Below are 17,809 nucleotides of genomic sequence, written 5' to 3'. Positions count from 1 at the left end.
CATGAGCAACGGCATCCTCGCCGGCCTGCGCGTGGTGGAGGCCGCGGCCTTCGTGGCCGCGCCGCTGGGCGGCATGACCCTGGCGCAGATGGGCGCCGACGTGATCCGCATCGATCCGCTGCGGGGCGGCCTGGACCATCGCCGCTGGCCGGTCACGGCCGACGACACCAGCCTCTTCTGGTGCGGCCTGAACAAGGCCAAGCGCTCGGTGGCGCTGGACCTGGCCTCGGCCGAGGGCCGCGAGATCGCGATGGCGCTGGCCTGTGCGCCCGGCGAGGACGCGGGGCTCTTCCTTACCAACTTCCCGGCCCGCGGCTGGCTGGCGCACGAGGCGCTGCGCGCGCGCCGGCCCGACCTGATCCAGCTCACGTTGACCGGCGACCGGCACGGCGGCTCCGCGGTGGACTACACCGTCAATGCCCGGCTGGGCCTGCCCTCCATGACGGGACCCGTCGACGCCGAGGGCGCGGTCAACCATGTGCTGCCCGCCTGGGACCTGATCACCGGCCAGATGGTGGCCGTGGGCCTGCTGGCGGCCGAGCGCCACCGCCGCCGCACCGGCGATGGCCAGCATGTGAAGCTGGCGCTGGAGGACGTCGCGCTGGCCGTGATGCAGCACCTGGGCTTCATCGCCGAGGCGCAGCAGGGCCAGCCGCGCGAACGGCACGGCAATGCGTTGTTCGGCGCTTTCGGCCGCGACTTCGCGACCGCCGACGGCGAGCGGGTGATGGTGGTCGGCCTTACGCTCAAGCAGTGGCGTGCGCTGGTCGAGGCCACCGGCTGCGCCGAGGGGGTGGCGGCGCTCGCGCAGCAACGCGGCGTGGACCTGGACCGCGAGGGCGAGCGCTTCCGCGCCCGCGAGGAACTGGCCGCTTTGATCGGCCCTTGGATCGCGGCGCGGCCCTTGGCCGAGGTGGCCGCGGCCTTCCAGCAGCATGGCGTGTGCTGGAGCCGCTACCAGGACGTTGCCTCCTTGACGCGTGATCCCGAATGCTCGCCGGCCAATCCGCTCTTCACCCGGGCCGAGCAGCCCGGCGTCGGCGAGATGCTGCTGGCCGGCCTGCCGTTGGACTTCGGCGCCGCACCGCGCCAGTCGGCCCGGCCGGCACCGCAGTTGGGCGCCCATACCGAAGCGGTGCTGGCCGAGCTGCTGGGTATCGATGCCGCCAGCTTCGGCCGCCTGCACGACCGGGGCGTGGTGCGTCAGGCGCCGACGGGCCGTCCGTCCACGTCGAGCTGAACGAAGCCCGCCGTCCATAGCGCCGAGACCCGCGCGGCCAGTTCGCGCGGCGGAATCTGGCCGCTCTTGCGGTACCAGGTGAAGGTCCAGATCATCATGCCAAAGAGCAGCAGCGAATAGGGTTTGCGCGCCTTGGGATCGCGCATGACGGTGGGGTTCATCTCACCGAGAAGTTGCTCCAGGAGGTCGGCCAGCTCCACCTCCATCACGCGGATCTGCTCGCGCTCGGCGCGAGGCAGGAACTTGAGGTCGGCCATCAGGATGAGGTGCTCGCTGCGCGAACGGGCCGCGCCCTGCACGAAGCTGTCGACGAAGCGCGCAAAGCGCTCTTCGGCCGGCAGCGGCATGGCCACGATGGCGCGCAGCTCGGCGGTCTGCTGCGCGATGTGCTCGTGCACGACGGCGAAGAGCAGGTCCTCCTTGCTGGGAAAGTAGTGGTAGAGGTGGGACTTGGAGGCATTGCAGGCCTTGGCCACGTCCATCATCGTGGCTTGGTCGAAGCCCTTGCGTGCGATCAGCGCGGCCGCCTTCTCCAGGATGGCGCGCTTCTTGTCCTCATAGTCGTCTGCCCGAGTGCGTGTCACGTTGCGTGTCCTTCGCCGGTTGTCTTGCCACTTGTTGACACAGTCGATATATTAGACCGTCAAGACGGACTATAATGTGTCCGGTTCGAGGCGGCACACAGGATGAACATGGAGACAGCAGCACAAGCGCACTGGGACCTGATCGTGATCGGCGCCGGCCATGCCGGCAGCGAGCTGGCCGTGGCCACGCGCCAGGCGGGCTGGGCGGGCAGCATCCTGCTGCTCGGCGACGAACCCGGGCTGCCCTACCACCGGCCGCCGCTGTCCAAGGCCTACCTGAGCGGCGAGATGGACGCCGAAGCCCTCGCGTTGCGGCCCGAGGCGGCCTACGAGCGGGCGGGCGTGGTGCGCCGCAGCGGCGTGCGCGTCGCTGCCATCGACCGGGCCCGGCACGAACTGGTGCTGGCCGGCACCGGCGAACGGCTGCGCTACGGCAAGTTGGCGCTGTGCACCGGTGGTCGGCCGCGCCTGTACCGCTGCGAGGGCATCGATCCGGCGCATCCGCCGTCCAACCTGCTGTACCTGCGCACTGCCGCCGACGCGGACCGGCTGCGCGCCTTCGTCAAGCCCGGCGCGCGGCTGGTGGTGGTGGGCGGCGGTTATGTGGGGCTGGAGGTGGCGGCCTCGGCCACGAAGGCCGGCATGCAGGTGACGGTGCTCGAATCGCAGCCGCGCGTGCTGGCGCGTGTGGCCGGTCCGCGGTTGTCGCAGTTCTACGAGGACGAGCATCGCCGCCACGGCGTGGACATCCGCACTGCCACGCAGGTGAAGGCCGTGCAGTGCGTGAACAGTGCCATCACCACGCTCGACTGCGCCAATGGCGGGCGCATCGAAGCCGATGTGGTGGTGGCCGGCATTGGCATGGAGCCCGAGGTGAGCCTGGCCTTCGAGGCCGGCCTGAGCGGTGTCGACGGGATCCCGGTCGACGCGCATGGCCAGACAGCCGACTTCGACGTGTTCGCGGCCGGCGACTGCACGCGGTACGTGCATCCGGCGTACGACCGGGACGTGCGCATCGAGTCGGTGCCCAATGCCCTCGAGCAGGCCCGCGCCGTCGCCGGCTGGCTGGGCGGCAAGCCCAAGCCGTACACGGCCATCCCCTGGTTCTGGTCGGACCAGTACGACCTCAAGCTGCAGATGGCTGGCCTCTCGCAAGGGCATGATCAGTGCGTTCTGCGCGGCGATCCGACCACGCGCAGCTTCTGCGCCTTCTACCTTCGAGGAGACCAGGTGCTGGCCATCGATGCCGTGAACCGGCCCGCCGATTTCATGCTCGTGCGCCGCTCCATGGCCCAGCCGCTGCATTTGGACGCGGCCCGCCTGGCCGACGAGTCGCAGCCACTGAAGGTGCTGCTGCAGCCTTGACTTAGTTGTACGCCCCAAGTGGTGCAGCAGGCCCACATGCGCAATCGTGCACCATTGATAGGCCGACGCGGCGGACGAAGTACGGACTCAGGCCCCAACAACCCCAACCAGGCGACCGCGGCGCCGCCCGCGCTGGCGATCAGCAGCCTGCAGGTCGTCTACGGCGGCGCCATCAAGGCGGTGCGCGACGTGTCGATGGAAGTGCGCCGGGCCAGATCGTGGCACTGCTGGGCTCCAACGGCGCCGGCAAATCGACGGTGCTCAAGGCCGTGTCTGGCGTGCTCGACGCGGAGGATGGCGAGATCGACAAGGACAGCCGCGCCCTCGCGATCTGCGATTACGCCTGCATCATGGAAAACGGCCTCGTGGTGCTCTACGGCACCGGCGAGCAACTGCGCCGCAATGCCGATGTGCGCGAGTTCTACCTCGGCCTGTCGTCCGCAGCCAAGCGCTGTGCGACTTCATTGGCATTGAATCATCTTCTTGCTTTTGACAAAGTGATCCGCTGGATTTTTTCACTCCTCAGACGAAACTTGAACGATCGATCCAAAACGGCTACGATTCTCGTATGGGACGGCCCAGATCATTCGACACCGACACAGCTCTTGATGCGGCGATCCGCGCCTTTGCGGAGCATGGGTATGAAGGCACGTCGGCACAAATGTTGACCAAGGCATTGGGTATCGGTCGTCAAAGTCTCTATGACACCTTTGGCGACAAGCGAGGCCTCTACTTGGCTGCACTGAGCCGATACACCGACGCCAACGTGACGCGCCATCTGGCCGTTCTGAGAGCACAGAAGCGCGCAACGAAGGCGTTGATGGAGCTCTTTACGCAGTTTGTGCAGGAAGCTTCCGATGCCCGTGCTTGCATGGGCGTCGCAGCCACTGTGGAGTTCGGATGTCGGGACGCTGAGGTATTAGCCATCAACGCGTCCGCCGCTGCCAGGCTCGTCAAGGGTCTGGCGGGCGTCGTCGAGATCGGCCAGCGAGATGGAGAGTTCGCAGGGGATATCGATCCTGTGGAAGCCGCTCACCATCTCGTCGGAGCACTCTCCAGCATCCGACTGGCGGCGCGCGGCGGCGCCTCGATTCGTTCGATGCGTGGCATCGCCACGCTGGCCTTGCGCGCGCTCAGGTAGCTTTATTTTTCTCATTTCTGGAACGATCGTTCCATATAAAAGGACGCTTGATGAACGCAATCACCCTTCACCGCCATGGCGGTCCCGCAGAACTCCGATGGGAACCGGCCAGGGTTGCCATGCCTGGAGCCGCTCAGGTAGCCGTCGACGTCGTGTATGCCGGTGTCAATTTCATGGACATCGGCGTTAGGAAGGGCATGCTCTGGCGAGAGCAGTCATTGCCGCTCGTCCCCGGGGTGGAAGGCGTGGGTGTCGTCAGCGAGGTGGGCGCCGGTGTGAGTTCCTTCCGTGAAGGACAGCGAGTTGCGTGGCCCTACGTGCCTGGAAGCTATACGCAACGCCTCGTCGCAAACGCGGACGCATTGGTTCCTGTGCCGGACGACATCACCAATGAAGCTGCGGCAGCAGCCATGCTTCAAGGGTTGACCGCTCGGCACATCGCATTGCGTTTCCACCACACGCGTCAAGGTGACGTAGCGCTGGTTCACGCGGCCGCCGGCGGCGTGGGTAGCTTGATCACGCAGTTGGTCAAGATGCGGGGCGGAACCGTCATCGCCCGGGTGTCCAGCGACAGCAAGGTGCCGGCCGCCGAAGCGGCCGGAGCGGACCATGTGCTGGTCGCCTCCGACGGTGGCTTCGCTTCCCAGGTTCTCGAACTGACGCAGGGCCGCGGCGTCGATGTTGTCTTCGACGGATCGGGGGCCGTCACCTTCGCGGACTCCCTGGCGTCGCTGGCTCCTCTCGGAACGCTTGCTTACTTCGGTCCCGTGCTGGGCGCCCCTGCGCCGATCAACGTCGCGACACTTCCCAGGAGTGTGAAGATCGGCTTTCCGATCTACTCGGATTCGCTACGCACGGTGGAGGAACTCCGCGAGGCGTCGGCAGAGCTTTTTTCATGGATGCGCGAAGGGCAGCTTCGCGTCCAGGTTTCGGCGTGTCACGCCATGGCGGGTGCCGCCGTCGCTCACGAGGCGATCGAGTCGAGAAGGACGACAGGAAAGCTGCTTCTGCGGGCCTAACAAGAAGACGCCGCGCCGGCGAACTATCTCACCGAACATGCATATCCGTGTGGCATGTCGATGCTGCGATCCCGCCTAAAGCGTCGTCGCAAAGCCCTCGCGTTCCAGAATAGTTCGCGAGGTTGCCCAGAGCCGCTGCGCGAGCGCGTCGTCCTTGAGGAATCGGCTTCCCTCCGCCGGCATGCCGTCGACCCAATAAAGGCCCGTCTGGCCTTTCACGCGGCTGCTGCCCGCAAGCAGGGCGATCGTCGCCGCGCCTTGTTCGGGTGTCTTCATGAAAGGCGTCGCGAGACGCAGGATCATGCTCAAGGGAAACTTCAGCGACTTGTTGAAGCCGGTATGGGCGACGGCACCAGGGTGGAGCGAGTTGGCCACGATGCCTCTCGCCGCGAACTTTCCTGCCAACGAGCGCGCGAACAGGGCGTTGGCGAGCTTCGACTGTCCATAAAAAGCGGATGCGCGATAACCGTGGGCGCCGTCGAGATTCTCGAACTCGATGCCTTCCCGCGGCGCCTGGCCCACACTGGCACTGCTGCTGGTGACGACAACGCGCCCCGTGCCATCCCGAAGGGCAGGGGACAGCCTGTCGACAAGAAGGAAGTGGGCCAGGTGATTCACGAGGAACTGCATTTCGACGCCATGCCGCACCTGGCGCTCGCGCAGATTGCCGATACCGGCATTGGCAATGACGACATCGATAGGGCCATGGCCATTATTGGCAATCGCTCGTGCGGCACGACCCACTGACGCCAGGTCCGCAAGGTCGCACGGTACGCCGGAGGCCTCGTGGCCGATCGCCGCGGCTGCCTGGCTGGCTGCATCTGCGTTCCGGGCGAGCGCGATGATGTGGGCGCCTTTCGCTGCAAGGGCTCGAGCCGCAGCAAGGCCGATGCCGCCAGCGCAGCCGGTGATGACCATGCGCTGCCCGTCGAGCGACTCGCCCTCCAGCACGGAAGAGGCGGTGTCAGTGCGTTTACTCATGATGGGTCTGCGTTGTCGGGAGCAGTGCGCGGACGGAGGCTCGGACCTGGCTTTGCATCTGCTGCAGGGACGCGCTGCGACGCTTGGCCTCGTGGCTCGCATAAAGGAGTAGCCGGGCCTGGGCTCTTGCCCGCGCTGGATTCTCCGAACCGATGGCCGCTGCCAGCAAGGCGATGAACTCGTCTTCCAGTTCCATGGCAACGGCGGCTGCAAGTTGCCTCGTCACCTGGGTAAGTTCACCAGCGTCCTGGGCGCTGGCGATGGCATGGGCGCCGAGCCACGCTACAAGGGCGCCCGCAAGGCGCGCCGCCTGGCTGCCTCGGGCCTTGAGCGCCACCGATGCGTCAGCAAGCTGGCTTGCGAGGGCGTGGCTTACCGTGGCCTGGAACAGGCGGTCCTTCGAGTCGTACCGGAGGTAGAGCAACTGCCGCGAGCAGCCCGCGGCGTGCGCAACGGCATCCATCGACGTGCGGCGATAGCCCAGTCGGGCAAAGGTGGCGGCTGCCGCGTCAAGGACAGGATCGGCTTTCGCGGGTTCGTTTTCCATGGTCAGACTATACAGAAGTAGACCATATTGTAAAGTCACCTTGCGGCGGAGCGCGTCCTGTTCTCGCTGCGGAAGCGTCCGGGGCTGAGGCCGTTGGCTCGCTTGAAGGCGATACTGAACGCCGTGTCCGAAAGGTACCCGATGCGCTCGGCAATGTCCGCAAGCGGATCGTCCGAGCTGCGCAATGCGGTGCGTGCGACCGCCATTCGCCAACGGTTGAGATAGTCCATGGGAGCGCCGCCCACCAGGCGGCGGAAGTGCGCCGCAAACGCGGTACGTGACATGTTCACCGCGTGCGCGAGGCTATCCAGTGTCCAGCGCTCTTGCGGCTGACCATGCATGAGCGTCAACGCGTGCCCTATCCGCGGGTCTGAAAGCGCGCCGAGCCACCCGCTGGGCGCGGGCGTGCTGTCGACGTAGGCGCGCAGCACACTCACCAGCACCAGGGCGGCGAGACTGCTCCTCGCGACGTCCGTGCCCGGCATGGCGCGTCCGGTCTCCCCGTTGAGAAGTGCAAGCAAGTGCGAGAAGGAAGACGTGCCGCTGTCGCTGGCCTTGAGGTGAATCAGTGGCGGCAGATGGCGAAGAAGGAGCTCGCTCACGTCGTTCTCGAAGACGAAGCGCCCGCTGGCCAGACTGACCTCAGCGATCGGGCTGGCCTCGCCACTGTAGCGAACAACACCGTCCGCGCCGCGTATCGCGCGATACGCCGCAGGGCCTTCGATCGGCGGGCAGGAGGGATCGCTCGCGGAGCAGAACGGCCGGCCCGTCGTCAACATGTAGAAGTCCCCCTCCTCGAGCGTCAGAACCTCGTCCGAGCCCTCCAGCCACAGGTGAAACCGTCCGCGAAGAACGCCGCCGAACTTGATGTGTTGGTAGGCAGGGAAGCGGAATGCCCAGCGCCCGCGTCCTTCGAACCGGGAGGACAAGGCGGAACTGACCCGCAGCATCGACAGTGCTTCCGACAGGGCGTCCATTTGTACGATCCATAAGAATTTAAGTCCGTATGGTTATACAAAAACACGGCAATTGGCGCGAGGATCGTCCTGTCCGCTTGAACCGGTGGATCTTTCGACCTGACAGGAGTAACCAATGAAAGCCTGGCAACTGGATGGACTGGGCGGTCCGTTCCGCTACACCGATTTGCCGATCCCCGAAGCGCGGCCCGGCAGTGTCGTCGTGCGCGTCGAGGCATCGTCGCTGATGTCGTACATGCAGGACTACGTGGACGGAAAGCTGTCCATCTATCAGGCGCCGCGCCGACCCTTCGTTCCCGGAGGCAACGGTGTCGGCACGATCCATGCGATCGGGGAAGGCGTGTGGCATCTCCAGCCTGACCAACGGGTTGCGATCTCGTCGCACCTGGTGGCGCAGGAGAACGTTCGCGGCCCCGCACAGATTCTTCTCGGGGTGACAGGGCAGGGGCCGATCGCTGCCCAGATGCAAGACGTCTGGGCCGATGGCACGCTCGCGGAATACGCGGTGCTACCGGCCAGTCTGGTCACACCCATCGACGGTCTGGACGAGGTCGGCGCCACGGTGCTCGCGGTCTCCATGCGCTACCTCGTCCCGTATGGTGGCCTGCTGCGGGGCCGCCTGGCCGCGGGGGAGAACGTCGTGATCTCCGGTGCCACGGGCGCGTATGGGTCGGCCGCCGTGTTCGTCGCGCTGGCGATGGGTGCGGCGCAGGTCGCCGTCCTCGGCCGCGATCCGGACAAGCTGGCGGCGTTGAGCTCGCTGGGCGGGGATCGCGTGACGCCGGTGGCGGTCACGGGCGACCCGGCCAAGGACGCGGCGCGTGTCCGCGCCACCCTTGGAGGCGGCGTCGACCTGGCGTTCGACATGGTGGGCGGCGCGTCGGACCCGAACATGACGCTTGCCGCGCTGCGAAGCCTCGTGGATGGTGGCCGCCTGGTATTGATGGGCAGCATGACCGTGCCCCTTCCCATCCCCTATACCGAGACGATGCTGCACAGCTGGGAGATCATCGGCAATTTCATGTATCCGCGCGATGCGTACCGCCGGCTTCTGGACCTCTTCCGTGCCGGGCTGCTGGATCCCTCCGCCATCGAGCCGCGCGTCTATCCCTTGTCCGAGCTTCGCGACGCGATGCGCGCGGCGCGCACTGCGGGCAGCCTCGAATGCATCGTCGTCGACCATACGGAGATCGGCCCGTGAAGCTGCTTCACCATGCCTTTCGCCTCTATGTCGAGCCGGACGGCCTCGAGGCGTCGGTCGCCTTCTACGAGCAATTGCAGGGCAGGCCATGCGAGCGTCGCATTCCCTTTCCGGACCTTGGCATCGAAGTGGCCGTGTGCGGTGCGTTCATTGTGCTGGCGGGGACGGATAAGGCGCTCCAGCCTTTCCGGTCCGCCAGCGCGCTGCTCGTGGTGGACGACCTGGACGCCACGATTGCCTGGGCGCGCGACCGTGGCGCCGAGGTGTTGCACGGTCCGCAGGATGCGCCAGGGGGCCGCAATGCGACCGTGCGCAACCCGGATGGCCTGGTGGCCGAGTACTACCAGCCTGCAGCGGCCTGAGGAGGGAGCATGCAATACACGACCCTCGGCCATACCGGAGCCATCGTCTCGCGGCTTTGCCTGGGCACCATGACGTTCGGGGTCGAAGTGTCGCGGACGCAACCCATCGGCGGTGTGGACCGCGACGCCGCCGATCGCATCCTGGGCCGCGCGATGGACGACGGCATCAACTTCATCGACACCGCCGACGTCTACGGTAGCGGGGCATCGGAGACGCTGCTGGGACAGGTGCTTGGCGCGCGTCGCGAGCAGATCGTGCTCGCCACGAAGTTCAACGGGCGCATGGGGCCTGGCGCCAACGACGCCGGCCAGTCGCGGCTCAACCTCCACCGCGCCCTGAACGCGAGCCTGCGCCGCCTTCGGACCGACCACATCGATCTGTACCAGGTGCACAACTTCGATCCGATCACGCCGGTGGAAGAGACTTTACGAGCGCTCGACGACGTGGTGCGGGCAGGGAAGGTGCGCTACATCGGATGTTCGAACTACGCCGCCTGGCAACTGGTGAAGGCACTCGGCTGCTCCGAGCGCCACGGGCTTAATCGCTTCGCTACCGTGCAGTCGTTCTACTCGATCGCCGGCCGGGATGTGGAGCGGGAATTGCTGCCCGCGGCGCATTCGGAAAAAGTAGGCATGCTGTGCTGGAGCCCGTTGGCCGGCGGCTTGCTGTCGGGAAAGGTGGATCGCAACTCGGCACCGGCTGCCGATACGAGGCGGGGCCGCGTGTCGTTTCCTCCCGTGAACGAGGCGAAGGCGCTCGATGCCATCGATGTGCTCAAGGCCGTCGCCGCGAAACACGAGACGACGGTGCCTGCAGTCGCGCTCGCCTGGCTGCTGTCGCGTACCGGCGTCACCAGCGTGATATGCGGCATCTCGAAGCCAGACCATTTCGACAGTTCCCGCGCCGCGATCGATTTGCGACTCGACGAGGACGACCTGATGCAGCTGGACGACGTCTCGCGGTCTCAGGCGTCGTATCCAGGCTGGATTCAGACCTATCGCGCGTCGAACCGCGTTCCTAAGGGATACCCCGACCTGCGCTCGTCTTGGGGGCCTGGGGAAAGACCAGTGGATCCGTGGATCGGCTAGCTGATCTCCAGAGGGCAATTCGGTATCCTTGGGCCTGATTGATGATGATGTCGAAAACGTCGCTCCTCCGCAAATCGCTCCATCTCCCGCGGCAGCAAAAGATCTGCGCTCATGACAGTCAAAGCGAAGGTAAAGACCCATGTCGATCACAGCCAGGTCCTTTAACCATGCGGGTTTGGACGACCTATTGATGATCGAATGGGCCCGCAGGGCACCTCGTCGCGTTTTGGCGAAGCAGGGCTTAGTCGGTGCCTCTGCACTGTGCGTCCGAAGACCTGTGCAGCCTTAAGTTCGCGACAAACCGTAATAGTCCGCTCGAAGCCGTCGTTGTGGGCCCGGCGGTTTAAGGCGTGACGTCTGCGACGTGCTGAAGCAGGCCGAAGCCAACCCGCCAAGCGCGGCCGTCGCAATGGACGGTGGCGGTGCGCTGGTTGAGGCGCTTGATCGTTGCAACCGCAGGCTTCGCAGTCGCAGTCGCCCTGCGGCAGGTGCTCCACGATGCGCCCTGGCAGGTGCGCCGGCAGATCCCGCACGCCGGTGCCGGCGCGTTCTTTTGCTTGGCGCTTCTTGCGGGCCTGATCGAGGGACGCGACGTTGGAATGCTGCTCGCTGCCATCGTCGGTGGTCTGTGCGTGCACTGCTGGCTGCGCAAGCTGGCCGCCCACCAGGTCAAGCTGCGCGTGCTCGAGTTGCTTGCTCGAGCGGCCGAACTTCATGCGCCGCAGGTGGGCCACCTCGACCTTGAGCTTCTCGACGAGCAGCAGCGCGATCTTCAATGCCTCTTGCGATCGCTGCACCTCGCCACTGAGAGCGGCGTTGGCGACGAGCAATTCCTCGGAGGTCATGGGCGCGACTGTGCCTGCCGCCAGCCGTTCCTACAGCGGGAGTTCTCCTGTCAACGCCAAGCGTCTACCTATACCGCTGCGCGCGGCCGCTAGGTGCGTACCGGCCGGCGCCAGTCGATACCTTCCAGCAGCATCGACAGCTGCGCCGCGCTCAGCGAGATCGAGCCCGAGTCTGCCTGCGGCCAGACGAAGCGGCCGCGCTCCAGGCGTTTGGATAGACATGCCGTCGCCGTCGCTCCACAGCAGCTTGACGAGGTCGCCGCGGCGACTGCGGAAGACGAAGACCTGGCCCGAGTACGGGTTCTCGGTGAGTGCGGCCTGCACTTTCACCGCCAGCGTGTCCATGCCGCAGCGCATGTCCGTCACGTCGGCGGCCAGTCAGACCTTCGTCCCTTCGCCGGGCCCGATCATGCGCTGTTGCGCAGCGCGCGCAGCACACTGCACAGGCTGCTCTCGTCGACGGCGCCGCGCAGCCGCAGTTGGGCGCCGGCAATCTCCAACTCGATGACGCCTGGGCGCGAGGTGCGGGTCGCAGGCGCCGTCACTGTTGTCGTGGCCGCCGCTGTGTACGACGAATCGCAGCGCGGACCAACAGCGTCCGACACGATGTGCATCGGCAGCAGCACGGCCGGAGTTGCACCGTGACCTGCCTGCGCCGCGTGTTACGGCGCCACTTGAACAGCAGGTTGGCGTTGATGCCAGCCTCCAATGCGATGGCCGACACCGACGCACCAGGCCGTAGGCTTCGCTCCACCAACTCCGCCTTCAACGCTTGGTCGTGATTGCGGCGCGGGCGTCGTCCGTTGCTCTCTTGATCCTTCATGGTGCACCATTTCCTGTTGGTGCACACCATCAGGGCGGCACTCTTCAGGTTACATGCTGCGCAAGCCGACCTCGCTCGGCAATGAGGGCCTTCGCCGGACTATTACGCGGCAAGCTGGGGTGCGATGACTTCAGCGGCTACATGGCCAGCCTCGCGCAGGGCGTGACGGAGGTGGGCTGTGCTACTAACGCACGACGTAAGTTCTTCGAGCTGCATGCCAATACTCAAAGTACTGCGGCCGAGTAGGCCCTGAGGTTCTTCGGTAAGCCGTCACTCAGCCGCGCCCTTGCGCTCAGCATGACCGGCGTGATGGGCCTGTCTAGGCGGCTACGGAAGGTCGCCAGCATGTTGAATCGCCCCGGATATTGTGGAGGCTCAGCACTCTGAGAGGATTGAGCCATGAAGAATTCGAACAAGTTCTCACCTGAGGTGCGTGAGCGCGCGGTGAGGATGGTGCAAGAGCACCGTGGGGAGTACCCGTCGCTGTGGGCTGCGATCGAATCGATTGCACCGAAGATCGGGTGTGTGCCGCAGACGCTGAACGAATGGGTCAAGCGTGACGAGGTCGACACGGCGTGCGTGAAGGCGTGACGACCAGCGAGGCCCAGCGGATGTCACTCCGATCGCGGCTCGCAATACGTCAACATCCGGTACACGGAACGACTGGGCGAGGCTGGCATTGAGCCATCAGTCGGCAGCAAAGGCGATTCCTATGACAACGCCCTACCGCAAAAGAGGAGTCTGCGAAAGATATGTCTTTTCCAGCCGCTTCAGCAGTGTTTCCATCTCGGCTACCGCAGCGCCCGCGTCGTGCGCTGCGAAGTGCTTCAGAAAACGTCGGCGCGAAGGCGTCACAAAGCCGTTGTCGTAAGGCGGGATACTGGCGATGAACTTCGCCATGATGTCCAGTACCCCGTTCATCATCGCAGTTGTGATGGGGTTCCCCGCGATGCGGGCGAGCATTCGATGAAACTCCAGATGTAGTTCGATTCGCGCCCCAAAATCGCCTTCCTTGCGAGCCCTGTCGGCCGCATCGATGTTGGCAGCCAGCGCCTCGATGTCCTGAGGGGTTGCCTTTTCGCAGGCGAGCCGGATGATCGCAGACTCGATCAAAATGCGCGCCTGCGTCAGGTCCTGCGGCTTGATGCCACCGAGATGGTACATGTCCATGAGCGATGAACCGATGGCGCTGCCGCCGCCGTTCTGGATGACGGCGCCGCCCTGGCCCCCGGCCTGGAGGCGAATCAGTCCCGCGTGCTCCAGCGATCGCAATGCTTCGCGCAAGGTGTTGCGCGAGACGCCGAACTGTTCGGCCAATGCGCGCTCGGAAGGCAGCCGGGAGTCAACCTGCAGCTTGCCCGCGGCGATCTGCGCGCGGATCTGCGCAGCGATGTCGTCAGAGACGCGCGGTACCTTGACGCGGTGGAAATCGGGGACAGCGGCCATCGGGGGATGATAGCGGCTGGCGCCATGTTCACGACGCCTCGGTGCCGTCGACCAGCAGCTTCTTTGCGATTGCGTTGCGCAGGACCTCGGAGGCACCCTCGTAGATGCGCAGCACGCGCACGTCCCTGTAGATGCGTTCAACCTGGAACCCGCGTGTGTAGCCGGAGGCGCCCAGCAGCTGCACGGCCATATCTGCGGCGCGGCCAGCCGCCTCCGAGCAGAACACCTTCACCATCGCACTGACTGCCGACGCGTCCTCGCCGGCATCATGACGGCAGGCCGCGTCGAGGACCATCGTCCAGCCGGCATGCAGTTCCGTGGCGGCATTCGCCAGCATGTGCTGCACTGCCTGTTGCGAGCCCAGGAGCTGTCCGCCGGCGACCTTGCGGGTGCGAGCGTGCTCCAGCGCAAGTTCCAGCGCAAAGCTGCCCATTCCCACTGCGAGTGCGCCTACGTTGAGGCGACCTTCGTCCAGGCTCTCCATCGCATACCTGAAACCGCCGCCCTCCTTGCCAAGTAGCGCGTGGGCCGGCACCAGGCAGTCCTCGAACGCTACCTCGAACAGGCCGTCGATCGTGGTCCCCATGGTCGGCATGGGCGGCCCCACCTTCATGCCACGTTGGCCGGCCGGCACGAGGAAGGCTGAGATTGCCTCCTTCAGGCTGGCATGGGGCGCGGTTCTCGCGAATACGACGAAGAGGCTTGCCTTGTCGGCGTTGGAGATGTACGTCTTGGCGCCGTTGATGACATACCCATCACGGGTCTTCATGGCACGCGTGCGCATGGCGGCAAGGTTGGAGCCCGCCTCCGATTCCGTCAGCACGAAAGCCACCCCACACTCGCCGAGTGCCATGGCCGGCAACCAACTTTTCTGCTGTTCGGACGTGCCATGGCGCACGATGGTCTTGCTGCTGGGGCCGAGTCCCACTCTCAGGAGCGGCCAGAACTGCGGCGGCAGTCGGCCAAGCTCGCGCACCACATTTACGGTGGGCAGCATGCCCAGGCCCATGCCGCCGAATTCTTCGGGAATGCGCATGCCGTAGTACCCGAGTTCCTGGAACGCGCTGTGCACAGCGGGCGGCACCTTGTTGCTGCGCGAAAACCCGGGCTCCTGTGCCAGCAGGTCATCGACCAGCTTGCGGGTCTGGTTGCGCATGAGGGCGATCTCTTCGGGATTCAACTTGTTCATGGACCTTCGCAATAAATAGATTGGTTGGTGGCGCTTGACGCCGCGACGCCCCGAGCCTACCATTTGCGTGGTTCAACCAGTCTACCAGTCAACCAGAGGGCCAAGGCCTTCGATAGCTAGGCCGAACGGCCCATTGGAGAGATCGATGACAGAGTTGCAGGCGCTCCGGCACCAAGTGGAGACCGACCCCGACGCGATGGACTATTGCTTCGAGCAGGGATGGACTGACGGATTGCCCGTCGTTCCACCGACCGAAGGCCGGGTGCGGGCGATGCTCGACGCCGCCCGGCTTGATCCCAAGACGCAGATCGGCTACATCCCCGAGCGCAAGATCAGCATCTCCGCGGAAAAGGTGGCCATCAATGCGGTGTTGGCGGGGTGCAAGCCGGAATACATGCCGGTGGTGATGGCCGCGGTCGAAGGCATCTGCGATCCCGAGTGGGCTTTCCACGGCCCCAGCACCACGACCTCCGGGCCCGCAGTACTGCTGATCGTGAACGGCCCGATCGCTCGCAAGCTGAACGTCAACTCCAGGGAGAACCTGTTCGGCCCAGGCTGGCGCGCCAATCTCACCATCGGCCGCGCCCTCCGCCTCATCATGCGCAACGTGTGCGGAACGCTGCCCGGCACGCTGGACATGTCGACGATCGGCAACCCGGGCAAGCTGTCGTACGTCATCGCCGAAAACGAGGAGGACAGCCCCTGGCAGCCCTTCCACGTGGAGCAGCGTGGCTGCAAGGCCGGCACAAGCGCCGTCACCGTCATGGCCGCGGACGGGCCGTGCCAGATCTTCAACCAGCTGTCCAGTACGCCGGAAGAGATGTTGCTGACCATGGCCGACAACATGCGCATCTCCGGCGGTGTCGTGGGACAAACCTACTACGTGGTGATCCTCGCGGGCGAGCACATGAAGATCATGGCGGACCACGGGTGGACGCGCAGGAAGATTCAGAAATTCCTATTCGAGCACACCTACAACAACTACGCCCACCTGCGCCGCACGCAGCGCTTTCCGATGCCGATCAAGCCGGGGGATGAATACCGCATGCGCCCCCTTGTCTCGTCACCCGAGATGCTCTTTATCCTGCCCGCCGGGGGCGCCGTCGGCGCCTTCTCCGCCTTCATCCCGGGCTGGGCCAAGGCCGGCTGGTCCCGCGCCGTCACCAAGGAAATCAAGCAATGATCGAACTGCTCGACCCTACCCGCGAAGCCGAAGGCGCCCAGCCGACCTATGCCGAGCGCCCGAAATCGTTGAAAGGCCTGCGTATCGGACTGATCGAGAACACCAAGTTCAACTCGGACAATATCCTCAAGCGCATCGGCGAGATTCTGATCCGCGACCACGGTGCTGCCTCCTACAAGATCTACCGGAAACGCTACTCCAGCGTGCCGGCCCACGAGGAGATCCTGGTGGACATCCCGAAGAACTGCGACGTGATGATCGCGGGCATCGGCGACTGCGGCTCCTGCTCCTCTGGCTCCGTCCTCGACGGAATTCTCCTGGAGATGCGCAACATCCCCTCCGCCAGCATCATCACGCATCTGTTCGAGAACACCGGCAAGGCCATGGCCAAGCAGTGGGGTGACCCGAGGTACCCATTCCTCATCATGGAACACCCCATCGCCAATCTGCCGGACGACCTGCTGCAGGAGCGCGCGGAAAAGATCGCGCCGCAAGTGGTCGAACTGCTGCTGACTGACCCGGCGAAGCTCAAGGAGCGGGCATGACCATAGACGTTCCTGCCTTCGCGAACGCACTGGAGCCGACCCGCAAGGGACTGGATGCCGCCGGTTTCGACCTCGACCTGGAGGACGCAGACGGCAAGCTGCGCATGATGGTGCGTGCACGGGAGGGTGCGTGCGAGGACTGCCTCGTTCCCAAGTCGCTGTTCCGCCGCATGGCCGCCGACGAGATTCAGCAGGCAGGCCTGCCCGCGCCGGAACTCCAAATTGTCTACCCGCTCGACCTGCGTCGCGCCTGACCCGCCCCGGCCCCAAAAAAACACACAGGAGACAAACCGTGAGGCTCGCAAGAATCGTGGTCCCGGCGCTGCTTGCGCTATGTGCCGTGCCCCTTATGGCGCAGGGCTCGGAAAAACCCATTCGCCTGGTCGTTCCCTATCCGCCCGGTGGGATCGCCGACACGCTTGCCCGTGAGGTAGCCGTGCCCCTCGGCGAATCGCTGGGGCAGCCCATCATCATCGACAACAAGCCAGGCGGAGCCGGCGCGCTCGGATCCGCGCTGGTCAAGAACGCGGAACCGGATGGGAGAACCCTGCTTTTCACCAACGTGGGCCCGAGTGCGATCGCGCCCGCGATGGCGAAGGCGCCCAGCTACGATCCAGTGAAGGACTTCCGGGCCGTGGCACTGGTATCGCGGGCGCCGCTGATGCTCGTGGCGCGCAGCGATACTGGCATCAAGGATATCCGGGAGCTAATCGCGGCTGCGAAGGCCACGCCGGGCGCCATCGAGTATTCGTCGGCAGGCATCGGCTCGTTCGGCCACCTCTCCACCGAGCTCTTCGCGCAAGCGGCGGGCATCCACCTGCTGCATGTCCCATATCAGGGACAAGCGCCGGCGACCTTGGCACTTCTGTCCGGGCAGGTGAAGATGGCGCTGACCTCGCCGTCCGCCCAGATGTTCGACCTGGTGCGCGAAGGCAAGGTCCACCTTCTGGGCGTCTCTGCCAGGGACGCTTCCGACCTGGTGCCTGGGGCGCCCCCCATCTCCCAGGTGATCCCCGGCTTCGAATCGCAATACTGGTTCGGCATCGTAGCCCCCGCAAAGGTCAGCGACGCTGCCGTGGCACGCATCGACGCGGCGATGAAGAAGGTGCTTGCGGATCCGGCCCTGGCGCGCAAATTCCTCGCGCTCGGCAACGAAGTTGGTTATGCGACTCCGGCCGAATTCCAGAAGCTGATCGATTCCGAGGCTGCACGCTGGCGCAACGTGGTCAAGGCCGCGCAGATTCAGGACGTCAATTGAGCCGCAAAGCTCTC

22 protein-coding genes and 2 pseudogenes are annotated in these 17,809 nt (G+C 65.3%); 14 read left to right on the top strand and 10 right to left on the bottom strand.

Features of this window, described 5'->3' with window-relative positions; all coding sequences use genetic code 11:
* Position 1: 1 nt before the first annotated feature.
* Positions 2 to 1,240 (top strand): CoA transferase, encoded by a 1,239-nt coding sequence (locus AC1VNX_RS24840; protein WP_483160297.1) that lies wholly within the window; start codon positions 2 to 4, stop codon positions 1,238 to 1,240.
* Here the strand turns inward: AC1VNX_RS24840 and AC1VNX_RS24835 are convergent.
* The gene (locus tag AC1VNX_RS24835) at positions 1,204 to 1,824 is read right to left on the bottom strand and encodes a TetR/AcrR family transcriptional regulator (protein ID WP_483160296.1); all 621 of its coding nucleotides are present in this window, start codon (positions 1,822 to 1,824) and stop codon (positions 1,204 to 1,206) included. The two genes, AC1VNX_RS24840 and AC1VNX_RS24835, sit on opposite strands and share 37 nt — an antisense overlap.
* 108 nt (positions 1,825 to 1,932) lie before the next feature.
* Here AC1VNX_RS24835 and AC1VNX_RS24830 point away from each other — a divergent pair, with 108 nt between their 5' ends.
* The 4 genes from AC1VNX_RS24830 to AC1VNX_RS24815 all read left to right on the top strand — a co-directional run bounded on the left by AC1VNX_RS24830 (position 1,933) and on the right by AC1VNX_RS24815 (position 5,349).
* Positions 1,933 to 3,189 carry an NAD(P)/FAD-dependent oxidoreductase gene (locus AC1VNX_RS24830; protein WP_483160295.1) on the top strand — a complete coding sequence of 419 codons (1,257 nt, stop codon included), beginning with the start codon at positions 1,933 to 1,935 and terminating at the stop codon, positions 3,187 to 3,189.
* Between the two features lie 218 nt (positions 3,190 to 3,407).
* On the top strand, positions 3,408 to 3,857 hold the full coding sequence (locus AC1VNX_RS24825; RefSeq protein ID WP_483160294.1) for an ATP-binding cassette domain-containing protein: 450 nt from the start codon (positions 3,408 to 3,410) through the stop codon (positions 3,855 to 3,857).
* Positions 3,851 to 4,330 (top strand): TetR family transcriptional regulator C-terminal domain-containing protein, encoded by a 480-nt coding sequence (locus tag AC1VNX_RS24820; protein ID WP_483160293.1) that lies wholly within the window; start codon positions 3,851 to 3,853, stop codon positions 4,328 to 4,330. The genes AC1VNX_RS24825 and AC1VNX_RS24820 overlap by 7 nt, the downstream gene beginning before the upstream one ends.
* 50 nt (positions 4,331 to 4,380) lie before the next feature.
* Complete coding sequence (locus tag AC1VNX_RS24815; protein WP_483160292.1) at positions 4,381 to 5,349, top strand: quinone oxidoreductase family protein; 969 nt, start codon at positions 4,381 to 4,383, stop codon at positions 5,347 to 5,349.
* 75 nt (positions 5,350 to 5,424) lie between these two features.
* On the opposite strand, the gene AC1VNX_RS24810 is transcribed toward AC1VNX_RS24815, so the two are convergent.
* The 3 genes from AC1VNX_RS24810 to AC1VNX_RS24800 are packed head-to-tail and all read right to left on the bottom strand — an operon-like array spanning position 5,425 to position 7,854.
* On the bottom strand, positions 5,425 to 6,330 hold the full coding sequence (locus AC1VNX_RS24810) for an SDR family NAD(P)-dependent oxidoreductase (protein ID WP_483160291.1): 906 nt from the start codon (positions 6,328 to 6,330) through the stop codon (positions 5,425 to 5,427).
* Entirely contained in the window at positions 6,323 to 6,877 is a 555-nt protein-coding gene (locus AC1VNX_RS24805; protein ID WP_307616179.1) for a TetR/AcrR family transcriptional regulator, read from the bottom strand. The genes AC1VNX_RS24810 and AC1VNX_RS24805 overlap by 8 nt, the downstream gene beginning before the upstream one ends.
* Positions 6,878 to 6,912: 35 nt before the next feature.
* Positions 6,913 to 7,854: an AraC family transcriptional regulator gene (locus AC1VNX_RS24800; protein ID WP_483160290.1), complete on the bottom strand. Its 942-nt coding sequence runs from the start codon at positions 7,852 to 7,854 to the stop codon at positions 6,913 to 6,915.
* Positions 7,855 to 7,969: 115 nt separating this feature from the next.
* Here AC1VNX_RS24800 and AC1VNX_RS24795 point away from each other — a divergent pair, with 115 nt between their 5' ends.
* Genes AC1VNX_RS24795 through AC1VNX_RS24785 form a run of 3 tightly spaced genes read left to right on the top strand, consistent with a single transcriptional unit; the run spans position 7,970 to position 10,506 of the window.
* Positions 7,970 to 9,055, top strand: coding sequence for a quinone oxidoreductase family protein (locus AC1VNX_RS24795; protein ID WP_483160289.1), 1,086 nt, complete (start codon positions 7,970 to 7,972; stop codon positions 9,053 to 9,055).
* A complete protein-coding gene (locus AC1VNX_RS24790; RefSeq protein WP_483160288.1) occupies positions 9,052 to 9,417 on the top strand; it encodes a VOC family protein in 366 nt (121 codons plus the stop codon). The genes AC1VNX_RS24795 and AC1VNX_RS24790 overlap by 4 nt, the downstream gene beginning before the upstream one ends.
* 9 nt (positions 9,418 to 9,426) lie before the next feature.
* Positions 9,427 to 10,506 carry an aldo/keto reductase gene (locus AC1VNX_RS24785; protein ID WP_483160287.1) on the top strand — a complete coding sequence of 360 codons (1,080 nt, stop codon included), beginning with the start codon at positions 9,427 to 9,429 and terminating at the stop codon, positions 10,504 to 10,506.
* Positions 10,507 to 10,667: 161 nt separating this feature from the next.
* Here the strand turns inward: AC1VNX_RS24785 and AC1VNX_RS24780 are convergent, their stop codons facing one another.
* From AC1VNX_RS24780 to AC1VNX_RS24765, 4 genes are read right to left on the bottom strand one after another with little or no spacing between them, the layout of a single operon-like run.
* Positions 10,668 to 11,351 carry a transposase domain-containing protein gene (locus AC1VNX_RS24780; RefSeq protein ID WP_483160286.1) on the bottom strand — a complete coding sequence of 228 codons (684 nt, stop codon included), beginning with the start codon at positions 11,349 to 11,351 and terminating at the stop codon, positions 10,668 to 10,670.
* A 30-nt stretch (positions 11,352 to 11,381) separates the two neighbouring features.
* Positions 11,382 to 11,717 carry an IS66 family insertion sequence element accessory protein TnpB gene (gene tnpB, locus AC1VNX_RS24775; protein WP_483160285.1) on the bottom strand — a complete coding sequence of 112 codons (336 nt, stop codon included), beginning with the start codon at positions 11,715 to 11,717 and terminating at the stop codon, positions 11,382 to 11,384.
* A 41-nt stretch (positions 11,718 to 11,758) separates the two neighbouring features.
* Entirely contained in the window at positions 11,759 to 11,956 is a 198-nt protein-coding gene (locus AC1VNX_RS24770; RefSeq protein ID WP_483162067.1) for a hypothetical protein, read from the bottom strand.
* Positions 11,893 to 12,174, bottom strand: a complete 282-nt coding sequence (locus tag AC1VNX_RS24765; RefSeq protein ID WP_483160284.1) for a transposase — start codon at positions 12,172 to 12,174, stop codon at positions 11,893 to 11,895. Before AC1VNX_RS24765 ends, AC1VNX_RS24770 begins: the two co-directional genes overlap by 64 nt.
* On the opposite strand from AC1VNX_RS24765, the pseudogene AC1VNX_RS24760 reads away from it, so the two are divergent.
* Together AC1VNX_RS24760 and AC1VNX_RS24755 are read left to right on the top strand one after the other, a co-directional pair.
* Positions 12,130 to 12,414 (top strand): annotated as a pseudogene (locus tag AC1VNX_RS24760) (IS66 family transposase); the annotation flags it as partial. The gene AC1VNX_RS24765 and the pseudogene AC1VNX_RS24760 overlap by 45 nt on opposite strands.
* A gap of 159 nt (positions 12,415 to 12,573) precedes the next feature.
* A pseudogene (locus AC1VNX_RS24755) lies at positions 12,574 to 12,788 on the top strand (IS3 family transposase); the annotation flags it as partial.
* A 109-nt stretch (positions 12,789 to 12,897) separates the two neighbouring features.
* Here AC1VNX_RS24755 and AC1VNX_RS24750 read toward each other — a convergent pair.
* Both AC1VNX_RS24750 and AC1VNX_RS24745 read right to left on the bottom strand, forming a co-directional pair.
* On the bottom strand, positions 12,898 to 13,620 hold the full coding sequence (locus tag AC1VNX_RS24750; RefSeq protein ID WP_483160283.1) for a FadR/GntR family transcriptional regulator: 723 nt from the start codon (positions 13,618 to 13,620) through the stop codon (positions 12,898 to 12,900).
* A gap of 28 nt (positions 13,621 to 13,648) precedes the next feature.
* Complete coding sequence (locus AC1VNX_RS24745) at positions 13,649 to 14,809, bottom strand: acyl-CoA dehydrogenase family protein (RefSeq protein WP_483160282.1); 1,161 nt, start codon at positions 14,807 to 14,809, stop codon at positions 13,649 to 13,651.
* Positions 14,810 to 14,954: 145 nt separating this feature from the next.
* Between AC1VNX_RS24745 and AC1VNX_RS24740 the strand changes: the two genes are divergently transcribed.
* The 4 genes from AC1VNX_RS24740 to AC1VNX_RS24725 are packed head-to-tail and all read left to right on the top strand — an operon-like array spanning position 14,955 to position 17,795.
* Positions 14,955 to 15,992 carry a hypothetical protein gene (locus tag AC1VNX_RS24740; RefSeq protein ID WP_483160281.1) on the top strand — a complete coding sequence of 346 codons (1,038 nt, stop codon included), beginning with the start codon at positions 14,955 to 14,957 and terminating at the stop codon, positions 15,990 to 15,992.
* Positions 15,989 to 16,537 (top strand): UGSC family (seleno)protein, encoded by a 549-nt coding sequence (locus AC1VNX_RS24735; protein WP_483160280.1) that lies wholly within the window; start codon positions 15,989 to 15,991, stop codon positions 16,535 to 16,537. The genes AC1VNX_RS24740 and AC1VNX_RS24735 overlap by 4 nt, the downstream gene beginning before the upstream one ends.
* A complete protein-coding gene (locus AC1VNX_RS24730; RefSeq protein WP_483160279.1) occupies positions 16,534 to 16,791 on the top strand; it encodes a hypothetical protein in 258 nt (85 codons plus the stop codon). Before AC1VNX_RS24735 ends, AC1VNX_RS24730 begins: the two co-directional genes overlap by 4 nt.
* Before the next feature lie 38 nt (positions 16,792 to 16,829).
* Positions 16,830 to 17,795 (top strand): Bug family tripartite tricarboxylate transporter substrate binding protein, encoded by a 966-nt coding sequence (locus AC1VNX_RS24725; RefSeq protein WP_483160278.1) that lies wholly within the window; start codon positions 16,830 to 16,832, stop codon positions 17,793 to 17,795.
* Positions 17,796 to 17,809: the final 14 nt, after the last annotated feature.

It is taken from the genome of Variovorax sp. TLI9-5A, assembly GCF_056867935.1.
The sequence above is the reverse complement of the archived record's forward strand: the minus strand, read 5'-3'. Positions and strand labels throughout refer to the sequence as shown.

Bases quoted from the DNA above. Each gene is read 5' to 3' on its own strand.
- AC1VNX_RS24840 (WP_483160297.1), top strand. From the start codon at position 2: ATGAGCAACGGCATCCTCGCCGGCCTGCGCGTGGTGGAGGCCGCGGCC.
- AC1VNX_RS24830 (WP_483160295.1), top strand. From the start codon at position 1,933: ATGGAGACAGCAGCACAAGCGCACTGGGACCTGATCGTGATCGGCGCC.
- AC1VNX_RS24820 (WP_483160293.1), top strand. From the start codon at position 3,851: ATGTTGACCAAGGCATTGGGTATCGGTCGTCAAAGTCTCTATGACACC.
- AC1VNX_RS24815 (WP_483160292.1), top strand. From the start codon at position 4,381: ATGAACGCAATCACCCTTCACCGCCATGGCGGTCCCGCAGAACTCCGA.
- AC1VNX_RS24810 (WP_483160291.1), bottom strand. From the start codon at position 6,330: ATGAGTAAACGCACTGACACCGCCTCTTCCGTGCTGGAGGGCGAGTCG.
- AC1VNX_RS24805 (WP_307616179.1), bottom strand. From the start codon at position 6,877: ATGGAAAACGAACCCGCGAAAGCCGATCCTGTCCTTGACGCGGCAGCC.
- AC1VNX_RS24800 (WP_483160290.1), bottom strand. From the start codon at position 7,854: ATGGACGCCCTGTCGGAAGCACTGTCGATGCTGCGGGTCAGTTCCGCC.
- AC1VNX_RS24795 (WP_483160289.1), top strand. From the start codon at position 7,970: ATGAAAGCCTGGCAACTGGATGGACTGGGCGGTCCGTTCCGCTACACC.
- AC1VNX_RS24785 (WP_483160287.1), top strand. From the start codon at position 9,427: ATGCAATACACGACCCTCGGCCATACCGGAGCCATCGTCTCGCGGCTT.
- AC1VNX_RS24780 (WP_483160286.1), bottom strand. From the start codon at position 11,351: ATGACCTCCGAGGAATTGCTCGTCGCCAACGCCGCTCTCAGTGGCGAG.
- AC1VNX_RS24765 (WP_483160284.1), bottom strand. From the start codon at position 12,174: ATGAAGGATCAAGAGAGCAACGGACGACGCCCGCGCCGCAATCACGAC.
- AC1VNX_RS24750 (WP_483160283.1), bottom strand. From the start codon at position 13,620: ATGGCCGCTGTCCCCGATTTCCACCGCGTCAAGGTACCGCGCGTCTCT.
- AC1VNX_RS24745 (WP_483160282.1), bottom strand. From the start codon at position 14,809: ATGAACAAGTTGAATCCCGAAGAGATCGCCCTCATGCGCAACCAGACC.
- AC1VNX_RS24740 (WP_483160281.1), top strand. From the start codon at position 14,955: ATGACAGAGTTGCAGGCGCTCCGGCACCAAGTGGAGACCGACCCCGAC.
- AC1VNX_RS24735 (WP_483160280.1), top strand. From the start codon at position 15,989: ATGATCGAACTGCTCGACCCTACCCGCGAAGCCGAAGGCGCCCAGCCG.
- AC1VNX_RS24730 (WP_483160279.1), top strand. From the start codon at position 16,534: ATGACCATAGACGTTCCTGCCTTCGCGAACGCACTGGAGCCGACCCGC.